Below are 15,728 nucleotides of genomic sequence, written 5' to 3'. Positions count from 1 at the left end.
TTCGTTGTGAGCTGGTGGCTTTGCCTGTGAGCTGAGGGCGCCGTTCTCGCGGTTTTTCCGCCAAGGATTCACTCGCGAAGCCCGGGATTCACAATCAATGCGCGCCGATCGGGCGCACCGCCAGTCACCGTCCGGTCACGGTACGACAAAAAATCCTTCGTGGAGCTCACCAGCTATTTTCGGGCCGCCGCTTCTGTTGTAAAAGTGTCTGTAGTGACTGGTGTGAATTCGGGCGGCGAGGCCGGCCGGGCGCGCGCCAAGCGTCATGCAGCGGCGCAGGGCCCCGACGGGGCGGCCCTCGCCACCTGCAACAGCGGCCGATGCGCGAAGTCACCGCGACAGAGGCCCAGGACCCAAGAAGGTGGGGATCCCCATGAAACGCATCTCTGCAGTCGCGATCGGTCTCGCGATGCTGGTCGCCCCCCTGGCCACCGCGGGCATAGCGACCGCCGACCCGGGCGCCCGGTCGATGGACTACCAACAGGCCACCGACATCGTGGTCATGCGCGGTCTGTCGCAGCGCGGCGTGCCGTTCTCGTGGGCGGGGGGCGGCGTCACCGGCCCCACCCGCGGCAAGGGCAGCGGCGCCATGACCGTCGGCTTCGACGCCTCGGGCCTGATGCAGTACGCCTACGCCGGTGCTGGGATCAAGCTGCCGCGTTCGTCGGGTGAGCTGTACCGGGTCGGCCAGAAGGTGCTGCCGCAGCAGGCGCGCCGCGGTGACCTGCTCTTCTACGGTCCCGAGGGCACACAGAGCGTCGCGATGTACCTGGGCAACAACCAGATGTTGGAGGTCGGCGACGTCGTCCAGGTCTCGCCGGTGCGCGCCAACGGCATGACGCCGTACCTGGTCCGGGTGCTCGGGACCCAGCAGACGCCGTTCCAGCAGGCCCCGGTCCAGCAGGCGCCCGCGCAGCTGGCCCCGGCCCAGCAGGCGCCCGTGCAGCAGGTGCCGGCCCAGCAGGCTCCGCTGCAGCAGGTGCCGGCCCAGCAGGCGCCCGCCCAGCAGGCGCCAGTTCAGCAAGTCCCGGCCCAGCAGGCCCCGCTGCAGCAGGCGCAGTTGCAGCAGCTGCCGTTGCTGCAGCCGCCGGCGCAGCAGGTGCCGGCCCAGCAGGCCCCCTTCGGCATCACGCGGTAGTTCCGCGCGCTGAGCAGCCACGCCGCACCGCCGGCGTGCGGGAGCGGGGGGCGGGTTTGGGTAAGTTAGCGGTTGACCATGCAGAGCCTGTCACCGCCCCACCCACCGGTTGCCCCTGCGAAACCGGTGTCCGAGACGGCTCCTGGTAGGGGTTTCTACCGCTACGACCTCGACGGCCTGCGGGGCATCGCGATCGCGCTCGTGGCCATGTTCCACGTCTGGTTCGGGCGGGTGTCCGGCGGCGTAGACGTGTTCCTGGCGCTGTCCGGGTTCTTCTTCGGCGGCAAGATCCTGCGCGCCGCGCTCAGCCCTCACCTGTCGCTGTCGCCGGTCGCCGAGGTGACGCGGCTGGTGCGCCGCCTGCTGCCCGCGCTGGTCGTCGTCCTGGCCGGCTGCGCGGTGCTGACCATCCTGGTGCAGCCGGAGACCCGCTGGGAGACGTTCGCCGACCAGAGCCTGGCGAGCCTGGGCTACTACCAGAACTGGGAGTTGGCCAACACCGCCTCGGACTACCTGCGCGCGGGTGAGGCCGTCAGCCCCCTGCAGCACATCTGGTCCATGTCGGTGCAGGGCCAGTTCTACGTCGCCTTCCTGCTGCTCGTGGCGGGGTGCGCCTACCTCGTGCGGCGGCCACACCGGCGGACCGTGTTCCTGGTGCTGCTCGGCGCGCTGACGGCGGCGTCGTTCGGCTACGCCATCGTCGCGCATAACGACAACCAGGCGGTCGCCTACTACGACAGCTTCGCCCGGGCCTGGGAGTTGTTGCTGGGCGCGCTCGTCGGCGCGGTGGTGCCGCGCGTCCGCTGGCCGATGTGGCTGCGCGGCGCCGTCGCCACCGTCGCGCTGGCGGCGATCGTGTCGTGCGGCGCGCTGATCAACGGCGTCAAGGAATTTCCCGGCCCGTGGGCGCTGGTCCCGGTCGGGGCCACCATGCTGATGATCCTCGCCGGCGCCAACCTGCGGGGCGACCGGATGCCGCTGCCGAACCGGGTGCTGGCGGCCGGGCCGCTGGTGGCGCTGGGCGCGATGGCCTACTCGCTGTACCTGTGGCACTGGCCGCTGCTGATCTTCTGGCTGTCCTACAGCGGACATCGGCACGCCAACTTCGTCGAGGGCGCGGCGGTGCTGGTGGTGTCCGGGGTGCTGGCCTACCTGACCACCCGGCTCGTCGAGGATCCGCTGCGCTCCCGCTCCCCCGCGGGCGCCCGCAAGCCGGCGAGTCCCGCGCCGCCCGTCTGGTCACGGCTGCGCCGGCCCACGATGGCGCTGGGATCGATGGTGGTGCTGCTCGGCGTCACGCTGACCGCGACGTCGTTCACCTGGCGTCAGCACGTCACGGTGTTGCGCGCGGCGGGCAAGGAGCTGTCCGTGCTCAACCCGCAGGACTATCCGGGCGCGCGCGCCCTGACCCAGCACCTGCGGGTGCCGGCGCTGCCGATGCGGCCCAGCGTGCTCGAGGTCAAGGACGACCTGCCTGCCTCGACCCGCGACGGCTGCATCGCCGACTTCGTCAACCCGGCGGTGGTCAACTGCGCCTACGGCGACGTGGCCGCGCCCCAGACCATCGCCCTGGCCGGCGGCTCGCACGCGGAGCACTGGCTGCCCGCGCTGGATCTCCTCGGCCGTGAGCACCACTTCAAGGTGGTGACCTACCTCAAGATGGGCTGCCCGCTGTCCACCGAGGAAGTGCCGCTGATCATGGGCAACAACGCCCCGTATCCGCAGTGCCGCGAGTGGGTGCAACGGACGATGAGCAAGCTGGTCGCCGACCGCCCCGACTACGTGTTCACCACGACGACGCGCCCGTGGAACATCAAGAGCGGCGACGTGATGCCCGCGACCTACATCGGCATCTGGAAAACGTTGTCGGACAACAACATCCCGATCCTCGGCATGCGCGACACCCCGTGGCTGGTCAAGAACGGCAAGCCGTTCGACCCCGCGGACTGCCTGGCCAAGAAGGGCGGCAACGCGCAGTCGTGCGCGGTCAAGCGCTCCGATCTGCTTTCCGATCGCAACCAGACCCTCGACTTCGTCACGCAGTTCCCGCTGCTGAAGGTCCTCGACATGTCTAACGCGATCTGCCGCACCGACGTCTGCCGCCCGGTCGAGGGAAACGTGCTGGTCTACCACGGCGCCCACCACCTGTCCCCCACCTACGTGCGGACCATGACCGACGAGCTCGGCCGTCAGATCGGGGCCAACACCGGCTGGTGGTGACGGGCACGCGCGTCCCGGGCGCGGTTAAGGTCAAGTGATGCCGACGAACCAACCGAGCCGGGAAGCAGACTCCGGCGGACCCGATGCCGGCAGGGCCCAGCCGCGGCTGGCCACCGTGTGGCCGGGCAACCCATATCCGCTCGGCGCCTCCTATGACGGTGCGGGGACGAACTTTTCGCTGTTCTCCGAGATCGCCGAGAAGGTCGATCTGTGTCTGATCGACGGACGCGGCGGCGAGACGCGAATCCCCCTCGACGAGGTCGACGGATACGTCTGGCACGCCTACCTGCCCAACATCACGCCGGGCCAGCGCTACGGATTCCGCGTGCACGGGCCCTTCGACCCGGCGGCGGGCCACCGGTGTGACCCGAGCAAGCTGCTGCTCGACCCGTACGGCAAGGCCTTCCACGGCGACTTCGACATCGGCCAGTCGCTCTACTCCTACGACCTGGCGGCGGTCGACCCCGACGATCCCGACGCCGACCCGGCCGACCCCGCGACCGCGCCCATGGTCGACTCGCTGGGCCACACCATGACCAGCGTGGTCAGCAACCCGTTCTTCGACTGGGGGTCGGATCGCGCGCCGCTGACGCCCTACCACGAGACCGTCATCTACGAGGCCCACGTCAAGGGCATGACCCAGACCCACCCCGGCGTGCCGCCGGAGCTGCGGGGCACCTACGCCGGGCTCGCCCACCCGGTGATCATCGACCACCTCAGGTCACTGGGCGTCACCGCGATCGAGCTCATGCCCGTGCACCAGTTCATGCACGACGCGCGGCTGCTGGATCTGGGGCTGCGAAACTACTGGGGTTACAACACCTTTGGCTTCTTCGCCCCGCACAACCAGTACGCGGCCAACCGGCGCTCCAGCGTCGCCGAGTTCAAGTCCATGGTGCGCAGCTTCCACGAGGCCGGCATCGAGGTCATCCTCGACGTGGTCTACAACCACACCGCCGAGGGCAACCACCTCGGTCCGACGATCAACTTCCGCGGCATCGACAACGCGGCCTACTACCGGCTCGTCGACGAGGACCTGCGGCTGTACAAGGACTACACCGGCACCGGCAACAGCCTCAACCCCCGCCACCCGCACGTGCTGCAGCTGATCATGGACTCGCTGCGCTACTGGGTGACCGAGATGCACGTCGACGGGTTCCGCTTCGATTTGGCCGCCACCCTGGCCCGCGAACTGCACGACGTCGACCGCCTGAGCGCGTTTTTCGACCTGGTGCAGCAGGACCCGGTGGTCAGCCAGGTCAAGCTGATCGCCGAGCCGTGGGACGTCGGCGAGGGCGGCTACCAGGTCGGGAATTTCCCGGGTTTGTGGACGGAGTGGAACGGGAAGTATCGCGATACTGTGCGCGACTACTGGCGGGGGGAGCCCGCAACCCTGGGCGAGTTCGCCTCCCGGCTGACCGGGTCGTCGGACCTCTACGAGGTGACCGGTCGGCGCCCCAGCGCCAGCATCAACTTCGTCACCGCCCACGACGGGTTCACGCTCGCCGACCTGGTGTCCTACAACGAAAAACACAACCTGGCCAACGGCGAGGACAACCGCGACGGCGAAAGCCACAACCGCTCGTGGAACTGCGGCGTGGAGGGCCCCACCGACGACCCCGACATCGTTGCGCTGCGCTCTCGGCAGATGCGCAACTTCTGGGCGACGCTGATGGTCAGCCAGGGCACGCCGATGATCGCCCACGGCGACGAGTTCGGGCGCAGCCAGAACGGCAACAACAACGTCTACTGCCAGGATTCCGAATTGTCTTGGATGGACTGGTCATTGGTGGACAAGAATTCGGACCTGCTGGCGTTCGCGCGCAAGGTCACCACGCTGCGCAGGAACCACCCGGTATTTCGCCGGCGCCGCTTCTTCGAGGGCGAGCCGATCCGCACCGGCGACGAGGTCCGCGACATCGCCTGGCTGAACCCGAGTAGCCGGGAGATGACGCACGAGGACTGGGGCCAGAGCTTTCACAAGTGCGTGGCGGTGTTCCTCAACGGCGACGCCATCACCGCGCCCAACGCCCGCGGCGAGCGGGTCGTCGACGACTCGTTCCTGTTGTGCTTCAACGCCGGCGACGAGCCGATCGAGTTCGCGATGCCGAACCACGACTACGCCGCCGAGTGGACCGCGGAGCTCGACACCAACCATCCAACAGGCGACGCCGACCTGGTGGTGAACGCCGGGGAGAAGGTCTCGCTGCCCTCGCGTTCGTTGCTGATACTTCGTAAGACGCTGTGACGCATGGCCTTACCCGTTTCGTCCACCTACCGGCTGCAGCTGCGGGGTGAGTCCAGCGGGTTCGCGTTCACCTTCGCCGACGCCGAAAACCTGCTGGACTACCTGGACGAGCTCGGGGTCTCGCACCTGTACCTGTCGCCGATCCTGACCGCAGCCCGCGGCTCGAACCATGGCTACGACGTCACCGACCCGACGAGCGTGTCGGCGGAGCTGGGCGGGCCAGACGGGCTGGCGCGGCTGTCCGCGGCCGCCCGCGCGCGCGGCATGGGCCTGGTCGTCGACATCGTCCCCAACCACGTGGGCATCGACGACCCGCAGCAGAACGCCTGGTGGTGGGACGTGTTGCGGCACGGCAGGGACTCGCCGTACGCGGCGTTCTTCGACATCGACTGGGACCTGGACGACGACGGCCGAATCGTGCTGCCAATCCTGGGTTCTGACGACGACGTGGCCGATCTGAAGGTCGACGGCGACCTGCTGCGCCTGGGCGACCTGGCGCTGCCCATCGCCCCCGGCACCGGCGAAGGAAGCGGCCCGCAGGTTCACGACGCGCAGCACTACCGGCTGGTGGGCTGGCGCAACGGGGTGTGCGGCTACCGGCGCTTCTTCTCGATCACCTCGCTGGCCGGGTTGCGGCAGGAGGACCGCGCGGTGTTCGACGCCAGCCACGCCGAGGTCGCCCGCTGGTTCGCCGAGGGTCTCGTGGACGGCGTGCGCATCGACCACCCCGACGGATTGTCCGATCCCTGCGGGTATTTGGCGCGGCTGCGCGAGCTGGTGGGACCGGACGCCTGGATCGTCATCGAGAAGATTTTGGCCGTCGACGAGGCGCTGGAGCCCACGCTGCCGGTGGCCGGCACCACGGGCTACGACGTGCTGCGGCAGGTGGGCGGCGTCTTCGTCGACCCCGCCGGGGAAGACGCGCTCACCGCGCTCGTCGACTCCGCGGGCATGGACTACCGGGCCATGCCAAAGCTGCTGGCCGAGCTCAAGATCCGCGCGGCCAGCGACACCCTGGCCAGTGAGCTGGCCCGGCTGCGGCGGTCCATCGTCGCGGCGGCGGGCACCGATCACCCGCTGCTGCCCGAGGCGGTGGCCGCCCTGCTCACCCACATCGACGTGTACCGCAGCGACTACCCCGGCCTGGTCGCGCTGCTGCCCACCGCGCTGGCCGAAACCCAGGCGCAGTCACCGCGATTGGGGCCCGCGCTGGAGGTGCTCGCCGCCGCACTGGCCAACGACCCCGAGCCCGCCACCCGGCTGCAGCAGCTGTCCGGCGCGGTGACCGCCAAGGCCATCGAGGACTGCCTGTTCTACCGCGACGCCAGGCTGGTATCCCTCAACGAGGTGGGCGGCGAGCCGCACCGCTTCGGCGTGGGGCTCGCGGAGTTCCATCACAGCGCCGCGGTGCGTGCCCGGCTGTGGCCGCAGACGATGTCGGCCCTGACCACCCACGACACCAAGCGCGGCGAGGACGTGCGGGCCCGGATCGGCGTGCTGTCCCAGGTGCCGTCGCTGTGGACCGAGTTCCTCGCCCGCTGGGAGGTCCAGGCCCCCTCCCCGGACCCCGCGACCGGACAGTTCCTGTGGCAGAACATCTTCGGCGTGTGGCCGGTGGGCGGCCAGGTGACCGACGAGCTGCGCGCCCGGCTGCACGCCTACGTCGAGAAGGCGATCCGGGAGGCGGCCTGGCACACCACCTGGCACGACCCGGACGCCGACTTCGAGGACGCGGTGCACCGCTGGCTGGACACCGTGCTCGACGGACCGGTGGCCGGCCAGCTGACCGAGCTCGTGGCCAAGCTCAACCCGCACGCCGCCAGCGACGCGCTGGGCCAGAAGCTGCTCGCGCTCACCGTGCCCGGGGTTCCGGACGTCTACCAGGGCACCGAGCTGTGGGACGACAGCCTCGTCGACCCCGACAACCGTCGCGCCGTCGACTACGCCGCCCGCCGCACCGCGCTGAAGGAGTTGCAGCATCCCAAGATTCGCGTCGTCACGACGGCGTTGCGGGTGCGCCGTACCCATCCGGAGACGTTCTTGCGCGGCGACTACGCGCCCGTGCTCGCCGACGGCGAGGCCGCCGAGCACGTGGTCGCGTTTCGCCGCGCTGACGACATCGTGGTCGCGGTGACCCGCTGGACCGTGCGGCTGACCGAAACCGGCTGGGGCAACACGGTGCTGCCGCTGCCCGACGGAACCTGGAAGGACGCGCTCAGCGGGGCCGTCGCGGACGGACCGACGTCGGCGGCCCAGCTCTTCGCCGACCTGCCCGTCGTGCTGCTGGAACGCCACCATGACTGAATTCCGCCTCTGGGCGCCCAAACCCGAGCTCGTTCGCCTCGATGTCGACGGCACCGTGCACCCGATGACGCGCTCCGGCGACGGCTGGTGGCACGCCGACGTCGAGGCGCCGGCGGACGCCCGGTACGGGTTCCTGCTCGATGACGACCCCACGGTGCTGCCCGACCCGCGTTCGGCCCGCCAGCCCGACGGGGTGCACGAGCGCTCGCAGCTGTGGGACCCCGCCGCGGCGCCGTGGACCGACGGCGACTGGCCGGGCCGGACGGTCGAGGGTTCGGTGATCTACGAGCTGCACGTCGGCACCTTCACCGGCGCGGGCACGTTCGACGCCGCCATCGAAAGGCTGGACCATCTGGTCGATCTCGGCGTCGACTTCGTCGAGCTGATGCCCGTCAACTCCTTCGCCGGCACCCACGGCTGGGGATACGACGGGGTGCTGTGGTACAGCGTGCACGAGCCCTACGGCGGCCCCGACGGTTTGGTCCGGTTCGTCGACGCCTGCCACGCGCGCGGGCTGGGCGTCCTGATCGACGCGGTGTTCAACCACCTCGGCCCGTCGGGAAACTACCTGCCGCGGTTCGGCCCGTACCTGTCGTCGGCGAGCAACCCGTGGGGCGAGGGCATCAACATCGCCGACGCCGACTCCGACGAGGTGCGCCGCTACATCATCGGGTGCGCGCTGCGCTGGATGCGCGACTTCCACGCCGACGGCCTGCGCCTGGACGCCGTGCACGCGCTGGTCGACACGACGGCCATCCACATCCTCGAGGAGCTCGCCACCGAAACCGACTGGCTGGCCAGCCAATTGGGACGTCCCCTTTCGCTGGTCGCCGAGAGCGACCTCAACGACCCGCGGCTGATCACCCCGCGCGACCGCAACGGCTACGGGTTGACCGCGCAGTGGGCCGACGACATCCACCACGCCATCCACACCGCGGTGTCCGGCGAGCGGCAGGGCTATTATGCGGACTTCGGATCGCTGGCCACGCTGGCCGAGACGCTGCGGCGCGGCTACTTCCACGCCGGCACGTATTCGTCGTTCCGGCGCCGCCGCCACGGCCGGCCGCTGGATACGGATTCCGTTCCGGCCGGCCGGCTGGTGGCCTACACCTGCACTCATGACCAGGTCGGCAACCGGGCGCTCGGGGATCGCCCCTCGCAGAATCTGACCGCCGGCCAGCTGGCGGTCAAGGCCGCGCTCGTGCTCGGATCGCCCTATACCACAATGCTTTTCATGGGCGAGGAGTGGGGCGCGTCGACCCCGTTCCAGTTCTTCAGCTCCCACCCGGAACCGGATCTGGCGCGGGCCACCGCGGAGGGGCGCAAGGAGGAGTTCGCCGAGCACGGCTGGGACGCCGACGAGATTCCCGACCCCCAGGACCCGGAGACCTTCCTGCGTTCCAAGCTGAACTGGGGCGAGGTCGACTTCGGGGAACACGCCCGCCTGGTGGCCGTCTACCGGGACCTGATCGCGTTGCGGCGCAACGACGCCGACCTGGCCGATGCCTGGCTGGAGCACCTGACCGTCGAGTTCGACGAGGAGCAACGCTGGATCGTCGTGCACCGCGGCCGGTTGCGCATCCTGTGCAACCTCGGCGCTGAGCCGGTGACGCTGCCGGTCGCCGGTGCGGTGGTGCTCGCGTGGGGCGAACCACAGGTCGGCGCCGACAGCACTGTGCTGGAAGGACATTCGTTCGCGATCCTGCGCTGTAGTTAATGCCGAGCAGACGCAAAAGCACCCAAAAACGCGCCGTTTTGGGTGCTTTTGCGTCTGCTCGCGAGCTCAGATGGCAGGCCGTTCACGAGTCGTTCGAGCCGACGTACTTCGACCGGCCGACGTATCGACAACGATCATCAGAAGCTGTCGGGCTGTTCGTTTCGCAAGGTGTCGAGATCACCCTCCCACCCGATCCCCTCGAGTCCGAACAGAAACTCCCGCGTCAACGGCGGACCGACCAACCGCCGCAAAGCAAGGTCAACGGCCGCTTCCTTCGTGCTGAGGCCGAACCGCCGCATTACCTCGGATGACTAGCTCGTCGTCGATGTCGATGCCGGTGCGCGCCATTCTCCAACTATGCAAACTGCGGCCATCCACCGCTACCATCGACCGCTACACGCGGACGGATGGAGCAAACATGGCCCGAACGGCTCAGATCCCTACCGACCTCGTCGGAGGCGACGTCGACGAGGGCTACAGCAAGGTCGCCGACGCGTTCCGTCGCAACCTGAACAGCGGACAGGAGATCGGCGCCGCGATCGCGGTCTATCGGGAGGGCCGCAAGGTCGTCGATCTGTGGGGCGGCTACCGCAACGGCACCACCAAGACCCCGTGGGAGCGCGACACCCTCGTCAACGTGTTCTCCACCACCAAAGGCGTTGCCTCCCTTACTGTTGCGGTCGCCGCCGCGCGCGGCCACCTCTCGTACGACGCCAAAGTCGCCGACTACTGGCCGGAGTTCGCACAATCCGCGAAACACGAAATCACCGTGCGCCAACTGCTGGCGCATCAAGCCGGGCTTGTCGCCGTCGACCCGCCGCTGACGCTGCAGGAACTGGCCGACCCACCGAAGATGTCCGCCAAGCTTGCGGCGCAAAAACCGGCATGGACGCCCGGAACGCGACACGGCTACCACGGAATCACGCTGGGCTGGTACGAGGGCGAGCTGATCCGCAGGGTCGACCCCGCGGGGCGTTCGCTGGGCCGGTTTTTCGCCGACGAGATAGCCCGCCCCCTCGGGCTCGACTTCTACATAGGGCTGCCGGACTCCGTCGACCGCGACCGCGTCGCGCACCTGCATGCCTGGTCGTTCCCGAAGCTGCTCCTGCACATGAACACCATGCCGCCGCGGTTCGCGCTGGCCTTGGCCAGCCCGCGCAGCCTGTCCGCCCGATCGCTGGTTTTCGTCAAGGGAATCAATAACCCCGCGGTGTTCAACCGCGACGAGTTGCGCGTGCCAGAGATGCCCGCCGTCAACGGCACCGGCACCGCGCGGGCGATCGCCAAACTGTACGGCGCCGCCGCCACCGGCGATCCGGCGCTCGGTTTGGACGCGAGCACGCTCGACGCCCTGAAGCGGCCCGCGCTGCCCCCGACCGACGGGCTGCGTGACAAGGTGCTGCACGTCGACTCGACGTTCTCCCTGGGCTTCAACAAGCCGATCCCCGTGTGCGTCTTCGGTTCATCGGACAATGCCTTCGGGACCCCGGGAGCCGGCGGCTCATTTGGGTTCGCCGACCCGGACACCGGCATCGGATACGGCTACGTGATGAACAAGTTGGGCTTTCACCTCGTCAGCGATCCCCGGGAACTCGCCCTCCGCCAGGCCCTGTTTCACGACGTCCTGAAAGCCAGACCCCAAGTCTGAACCGTAGCGAGGCGTACAGTGGACGTATCACTTAAACGACCTAAGTAATGCGCGCGCGAAAGCGTCCGCGGAAAGGACTCGCGGATGACCCGCACGGACAACGACACCTGGGATCTGGCGTCCAGCGTCGGCGCGACCGCCACGGCCGTCGCCTCATCGCGCGCGATGGCCTCCCAGGGCCCGGACGCCCTGCTCCATGACCCGTGGGCGGACCCGCTGGTGCGGGCGGTGGGCATCGACACGTTCATCAAGCTGATCGACGGCGAGCTCGGGCCCGGCCGCGATCCCCTGCTGAATCGGCAGGCCATGAACGAGCAGATCACCGTGCGAACCCGCTACTTCGACGACTTCTTCCTGCGCGCGACGGGCACGGGCATCAGGCAGGCGGTGATCCTGGCGTCCGGCCTGGACACCCGGGCCTACCGCCTGCCGTGGCCGGCCGGGGTGACGGTGTACGAGATCGACCAGCCCGCGGTCATCGAGTTCAAGACGCGGACGCTGGCGGGCCTGGGCGCCGAGCCCACCGCGCAGCGCCGCACGGCCGCGATCGACCTGCGCGACGACTGGCCGGCGGCGTTGCGAGCGGCCGGATTCGACCCCGCGCAGCCGACGGCGTGGAGCGCCGAGGGCCTGCTGGTGTACCTGCCGCCCGAGGCTCAGGACCGCCTGTTCGACGACATCGTCGCGCTCTCGGCGCCCGGCAGCCGGATCGCGACCGAACACCTGGACATGCGCAGCGTCCCCGACGACTGGGCGCAGCGGCTGACCGAGCGGTCCCGCCGCATCGGCTCCAACATCAACCTGGCCGAGCTGTTCTACACCGGCGAGCGCAACACCGCCGCCGAGTACCTCGCCGGACACGGCTGGCGGGTGGACATCCAGACCACCGAGCAGGCTTACGCCGCCAACGGTTTCGAGTTGCCCGATGACGAGCTGGCCGCCTTCGGCGGCGATTCCGGCTACCTGACCGCAACCCTCGGCTAGGGACACCGCCGGGCGCTATGGACGAGCTCCGGTTCACGCGCGACGAGCTGCAACGGTTCCGCGGCAAGACCCTGCCGGACCTGATCTCCGACGAGGTCCGGCTGCTGTTCGTGGGAATCAACCCCGGGTTGAGAACCGTTGCGGTGCAGGCCCATTTCGCCCCGCGCGGCAATCGGTTCTGGCCGGCGCTCTACCGCGCGGGCATCACCGAACGCCTGATCGATGCCTCGTCGGGCTTTGCACCCGACGACCGAAAGTACCTGCTGGACCGCGGGATTGGCATCACCAACCTGGTCGAGAGGGCGACCGCGAACGCGGACGAACTCACCGCCGACGAGCTCGTCGCGGGCGGGCGGAAGCTGCACCGGACGATTCGGCGCTTCTCGCCGCGGGTGGTCGCCGTCCTGGGCATCACCGCGTACCGCGCCGCCTTCGGCGACCGTCGGGCAACGGCCGGCAAACAGGCGTCACCCTACCCGGCGACCGAGCTCTGGGTGGTCCCCAATCCGAGTGGCCGCAACGCCCACGCGTCGCTGCCCGGCCTCGCAGCCGCCTACGGCGAAATCGCCCGCGCGGCGGGCATCCCTACACGCTGGAACGACCGGTAGCGCGCACCGCGCCGGCGATCGCGTCGGCCAGCGGATCGATCTCGTGCGCACCCAAATCGGCGACGGTGACGCGCATTCCCGGACCCGTGCGGATCCGGAACCGCGACCCCGGCGCCGCGGCCCAGCCCGCGCCGATCAGCCGGGTGATCGCGACCGTCTCGTCGGGCACCGGGACCCACACGTTGAGGCCCGACCGCCCACAACAGGCGACGTCGCGCTCGGCCAGCGCCCCCAGCAGCCCCGTGCGGTTGCCGGTGTAGCGCGCCTCGGCCTCCCCGACGACGCGGGCCGCCGCCGGGTCCAACCACAGGCTGACCGCGAGATCCTGCAGCAGGTGGCTGACCCAGCCGGGCCCGAGCCGCAGCCGGCCGTGCACGCGCTCGACGGTGCGGCGGTCACCGGCGAGCACGGCGACGCGCAGGTCGGGGCCGTAGGCCTTGGACGCCGAGCGCACGAACGCCCAGTGGCCCGTCGATCCGGCCAGCGTGTGCAGCGGCGCCCCGGCGATGCCCGCGCAGTGGTCGTCCTCGACGAGCAGCACCTCGCAGCCAATCAGCAAGGCGCGCAGCGCATCCGCGCGCTCCGCGGACAGCGCGGCACCGGTCGGGTTTTGCGCGCGATTCGTGACCACCACCGCGCGGGCCCCGCGGTCCAGCGCCCGCGCCATGTCGGCGGCCAGCGGGCCGTCGTCGTCGACACGCATGGGCTCGGCCGAAAGACCAAGCGCGGCAAGCAGATCCAGCAGGTTTGCCCAGCCCGGATCCTCGACGGCCACCCGGTCGCCCGGGCGCAGGTGCGCGGTCAGGGCCCGCTCGATGCCGTCCAGCGCACCGCTGGTCACCGCCACATGCTCGGCCGGGACGCCGTCAGCGACGAAGGCCGCGCGGGTGTGCGCGACCAACTCCGGCGACATCGGCGACTCCCCGTACAGCAGCGCCCTGGGCCGCGGGGACCGGCCGAGCGCGATCGGCAACCGTGCCGGATCGGGATTGCCGGTGGACAGGTCGCGGACACCCGCGGGGACGTCGAGCCCCAGCAGCGAACGCGGGGTGGTCGCCGGGCGCCGCCGCACCCGGGTGCCACGCCGCCCGGCCGACTCGACGGCCCCGCGATCGCGCAGCAGCCGGTAGGCCGCGGCCACGGTGTTCGCGTTGACGCCCAGCCGGCCGGCCAGCTCGCGGATCGGCGGCAGCGCGTCGCCGGGGGCCAGAGCGCCGCCGGAAATGGCCTCTTCGACGCTGGCGGCTATGGACTGCGCGCCCGACCCGATATATTGTACTGGCACGAGGTTTATTATGTACTAGTACGATGTCGGAAGGCAATCCCGTGGACTACCGCCCCACCACCCGCACCACGCCCACCCGCTACCGGGAGCGCGCCGCGTACGACCGCGCGACCGTGCACGCGATCCTCGACGAGGCACTGATCTGTCATCTGGGCTATCTGGGCGCCGGCGGCCCGGTGGTGCTTCCGACGACGCATGCGCGCCTGGGCGAAACCCTCTACCTGCACGGTTCCACCGGCGGCGGCCCCATGCTGGCCGCCAAACAGGCCCCGGCGGGCCTGGAGGTCTGCGTCACCGCCACCCTGGTCGACGCGCTGGTGCTGGCCCGCTCGGCCATGCACCACTCGGTCAACTTCCGCTCGGTGGTCGCGCGCGGCGCCGCGCGTGTGGTCGAGGACCCGGCGGAGAAGATGCGGGCGCTGCGCGCCCTGCTCGACCACATCCGGCCCGGACGCGCGGACGACTGCCGCTCCCCCAACGCGCGCGAGCTCGCCGCGACCGGCGTGCTCGCCCTCGACCTCGCCGAGGTCTCGGCCAAGGTGCGCGCCGGCGAGCCCGTCGACGACCCGGAGGACCAGGCGCTGCCGCACTGGGCCGGCCTGGTGCCGCTGCGCCTGACGCCCGGGTCGCCGGTACCGGCCGGTGACCTCGCCCCCGGCACCCCGGTGCCGGCGTATCTACGGTGACGCCCGCCGGCCGTCGGTCCACCACGACCCGACCAGCATGACGACGAAGGCCCAAGCCAGGCCCAGCAGCCAACCGGCCAGCACGTCGCTGACGTAGTGCACGCCCAGGTAGACCCGCGAATACCCGATCACCAGCGCCGCACCGATCCCCACGGCCCACACGATCACCCGGCCCACCCACGGGGTGACCAGCCAGCGGGTCACCATCCACGCCGTCACGACCAGGATCGCGGCGGTCCCGGTCGCGTGCCCGGACGGGAAGGAATAGCCGTCGGCGGCGACCGCGGCGAACGGCAGGGGCGGGCGTTGCCGGCCCACCAGCGCCTTGGCCGTGAAGAGCATCAGCGCGATCCCGGCGCCCGCCGCCACGGCGAGCAGCACGGGCCGCCACGACCGGCACCGCCGGCCGGCGACGACGGCGATCGGGAACGCCAGCGCGGCCAGAAAGCGGGGATCGCCGCCGATCGTCACCGCGCGCAGTGCCGCGGTCAGCCACAGGTCGCGGTGAGCCGCGAGCCACCGGGCCGTCGGGCGGTCGATGCCGGAGATGCCGTCGCCCTCGAGCACGTCGTCGAGCACCTCGGTGAAGCCCACCGCCACCGCCACGACCACACCCAGCCCGAGCAGCAGCGCGACGGCGGCGACCTCGTCGGCGGGCAGCCGGCGGGCCCACGCCCATCCCCGGGCCGTGACCCGGTCGCGGGCCCAGGTCAGCGCGCGGCTGGTGAGCACCGCGGCGTCGGACGTCAGCGCCCACGCGCGGCCCAGCAGGCGCTCGCGCCGGCCGATCCAGATCGCCGCGGTCACCAGCAGCGCCAGGAACACCAGGGTGCCGGCGCTGACCAGGCCGAACCCGGCCGTACCCCCTCCATACGGCTCGTTCATGTCAA

The 15,728-nt window shown here is 70.3% G+C and carries 12 protein-coding genes; 9 read left to right on the top strand and 3 right to left on the bottom strand.

All coding sequences use genetic code 11. The features are described 5' to 3' along the window. Positions 1-373 precede the first annotated feature (373 nt). From ripD to treZ, 5 genes are all read left to right on the top strand, one after another. A complete protein-coding gene (gene ripD, locus AC5Y4Z_RS02235) occupies positions 374-1,138 on the top strand; it encodes an NlpC/P60 family peptidoglycan-binding protein RipD (protein ID WP_499960619.1) in 765 nt (254 codons plus the stop codon). 78 nt (positions 1,139-1,216) lie between these two features. After that, the gene (gene sucT, locus AC5Y4Z_RS02230) at positions 1,217-3,358 is read left to right on the top strand and encodes an acetyltransferase SucT (protein ID WP_499960618.1); all 2,142 of its coding nucleotides are present in this window, start codon (positions 1,217-1,219) and stop codon (positions 3,356-3,358) included. A gap of 37 nt (positions 3,359-3,395) precedes the next feature. After that, positions 3,396-5,606 (top strand): glycogen debranching protein GlgX, encoded by a 2,211-nt coding sequence (gene glgX, locus AC5Y4Z_RS02225; protein ID WP_499960617.1) that lies wholly within the window; start codon positions 3,396-3,398, stop codon positions 5,604-5,606. A 3-nt stretch (positions 5,607-5,609) separates the two neighbouring features. Further along, positions 5,610-7,910 carry a malto-oligosyltrehalose synthase gene (gene treY, locus AC5Y4Z_RS02220; RefSeq protein WP_499960615.1) on the top strand — a complete coding sequence of 767 codons (2,301 nt, stop codon included), beginning with the start codon at positions 5,610-5,612 and terminating at the stop codon, positions 7,908-7,910. Further along, a complete protein-coding gene (treZ, locus tag AC5Y4Z_RS02215; protein WP_499960614.1) occupies positions 7,903-9,627 on the top strand; it encodes a malto-oligosyltrehalose trehalohydrolase in 1,725 nt (574 codons plus the stop codon). Before treY ends, treZ begins: the two co-directional genes overlap by 8 nt. A gap of 137 nt (positions 9,628-9,764) precedes the next feature. Here treZ and AC5Y4Z_RS02210 read toward each other — a convergent pair whose 3' ends face one another. After that, positions 9,765-9,926, bottom strand: coding sequence for a type II toxin-antitoxin system VapB family antitoxin (locus AC5Y4Z_RS02210; protein ID WP_499960613.1), 162 nt, complete (start codon positions 9,924-9,926; stop codon positions 9,765-9,767). A gap of 119 nt (positions 9,927-10,045) precedes the next feature. Between AC5Y4Z_RS02210 and AC5Y4Z_RS02205 the strand changes: the two genes are divergently transcribed. The 3 genes from AC5Y4Z_RS02205 to mug all read left to right on the top strand — a co-directional run bounded on the left by AC5Y4Z_RS02205 (position 10,046) and on the right by mug (position 12,867). Next, positions 10,046-11,275 (top strand): serine hydrolase domain-containing protein, encoded by a 1,230-nt coding sequence (locus AC5Y4Z_RS02205; RefSeq protein ID WP_499960612.1) that lies wholly within the window; start codon positions 10,046-10,048, stop codon positions 11,273-11,275. An 84-nt stretch (positions 11,276-11,359) separates the two neighbouring features. After that, a complete protein-coding gene (locus AC5Y4Z_RS02200) occupies positions 11,360-12,259 on the top strand; it encodes a class I SAM-dependent methyltransferase (RefSeq protein ID WP_499960611.1) in 900 nt (299 codons plus the stop codon). A 17-nt stretch (positions 12,260-12,276) separates the two neighbouring features. Continuing rightward, complete coding sequence (mug, locus tag AC5Y4Z_RS02195) at positions 12,277-12,867, top strand: G/U mismatch-specific DNA glycosylase (RefSeq protein WP_499960610.1); 591 nt, start codon at positions 12,277-12,279, stop codon at positions 12,865-12,867. Here the strand turns inward: mug and AC5Y4Z_RS02190 are convergent. Beyond that, positions 12,845-14,152 (bottom strand): aminotransferase class I/II-fold pyridoxal phosphate-dependent enzyme, encoded by a 1,308-nt coding sequence (locus AC5Y4Z_RS02190; protein ID WP_499960609.1) that lies wholly within the window; start codon positions 14,150-14,152, stop codon positions 12,845-12,847. The genes mug and AC5Y4Z_RS02190 overlap by 23 nt on opposite strands. Positions 14,153-14,175: 23 nt before the next feature. On the opposite strand from AC5Y4Z_RS02190, the gene AC5Y4Z_RS02185 reads away from it, so the two are divergent. After that, a complete protein-coding gene (locus tag AC5Y4Z_RS02185; protein WP_499960608.1) occupies positions 14,176-14,838 on the top strand; it encodes a pyridoxamine 5'-phosphate oxidase family protein in 663 nt (220 codons plus the stop codon). Here AC5Y4Z_RS02185 and AC5Y4Z_RS02180 read toward each other — a convergent pair. Beyond that, on the bottom strand, positions 14,830-15,723 hold the full coding sequence (locus AC5Y4Z_RS02180) for a phosphatase PAP2 family protein (RefSeq protein ID WP_499960607.1): 894 nt from the start codon (positions 15,721-15,723) through the stop codon (positions 14,830-14,832). The two genes, AC5Y4Z_RS02185 and AC5Y4Z_RS02180, sit on opposite strands and share 9 nt — an antisense overlap. Positions 15,724-15,728 lie beyond the last annotated feature (5 nt).

The organism is Mycobacterium sp. NGS63 (genome assembly GCF_059812295.1).
The sequence above is the reverse complement of the archived record's forward strand: the minus strand, read 5'-3'. Positions and strand labels throughout refer to the sequence as shown.

Excerpts from the sequence above, each read along its gene's own strand:
- ripD (WP_499960619.1), top strand. The coding sequence starts at position 374 with ATGAAACGCATCTCTGCAGTCGCGATCGGTCTCGCGATGCTGGTCGCC.
- sucT (WP_499960618.1), top strand. The coding sequence starts at position 1,217 with ATGCAGAGCCTGTCACCGCCCCACCCACCGGTTGCCCCTGCGAAACCG.
- glgX (WP_499960617.1), top strand. The coding sequence starts at position 3,396 with ATGCCGACGAACCAACCGAGCCGGGAAGCAGACTCCGGCGGACCCGAT.
- treY (WP_499960615.1), top strand. The coding sequence starts at position 5,610 with ATGGCCTTACCCGTTTCGTCCACCTACCGGCTGCAGCTGCGGGGTGAG.
- treZ (WP_499960614.1), top strand. The coding sequence starts at position 7,903 with ATGACTGAATTCCGCCTCTGGGCGCCCAAACCCGAGCTCGTTCGCCTC.
- AC5Y4Z_RS02210 (WP_499960613.1), bottom strand. The coding sequence starts at position 9,926 with ATGCGGCGGTTCGGCCTCAGCACGAAGGAAGCGGCCGTTGACCTTGCT.
- AC5Y4Z_RS02205 (WP_499960612.1), top strand. The coding sequence starts at position 10,046 with ATGGCCCGAACGGCTCAGATCCCTACCGACCTCGTCGGAGGCGACGTC.
- AC5Y4Z_RS02200 (WP_499960611.1), top strand. The coding sequence starts at position 11,360 with ATGACCCGCACGGACAACGACACCTGGGATCTGGCGTCCAGCGTCGGC.
- mug (WP_499960610.1), top strand. The coding sequence starts at position 12,277 with ATGGACGAGCTCCGGTTCACGCGCGACGAGCTGCAACGGTTCCGCGGC.
- AC5Y4Z_RS02185 (WP_499960608.1), top strand. The coding sequence starts at position 14,176 with ATGTCGGAAGGCAATCCCGTGGACTACCGCCCCACCACCCGCACCACG.
- AC5Y4Z_RS02180 (WP_499960607.1), bottom strand. The coding sequence starts at position 15,723 with ATGAACGAGCCGTATGGAGGGGGTACGGCCGGGTTCGGCCTGGTCAGC.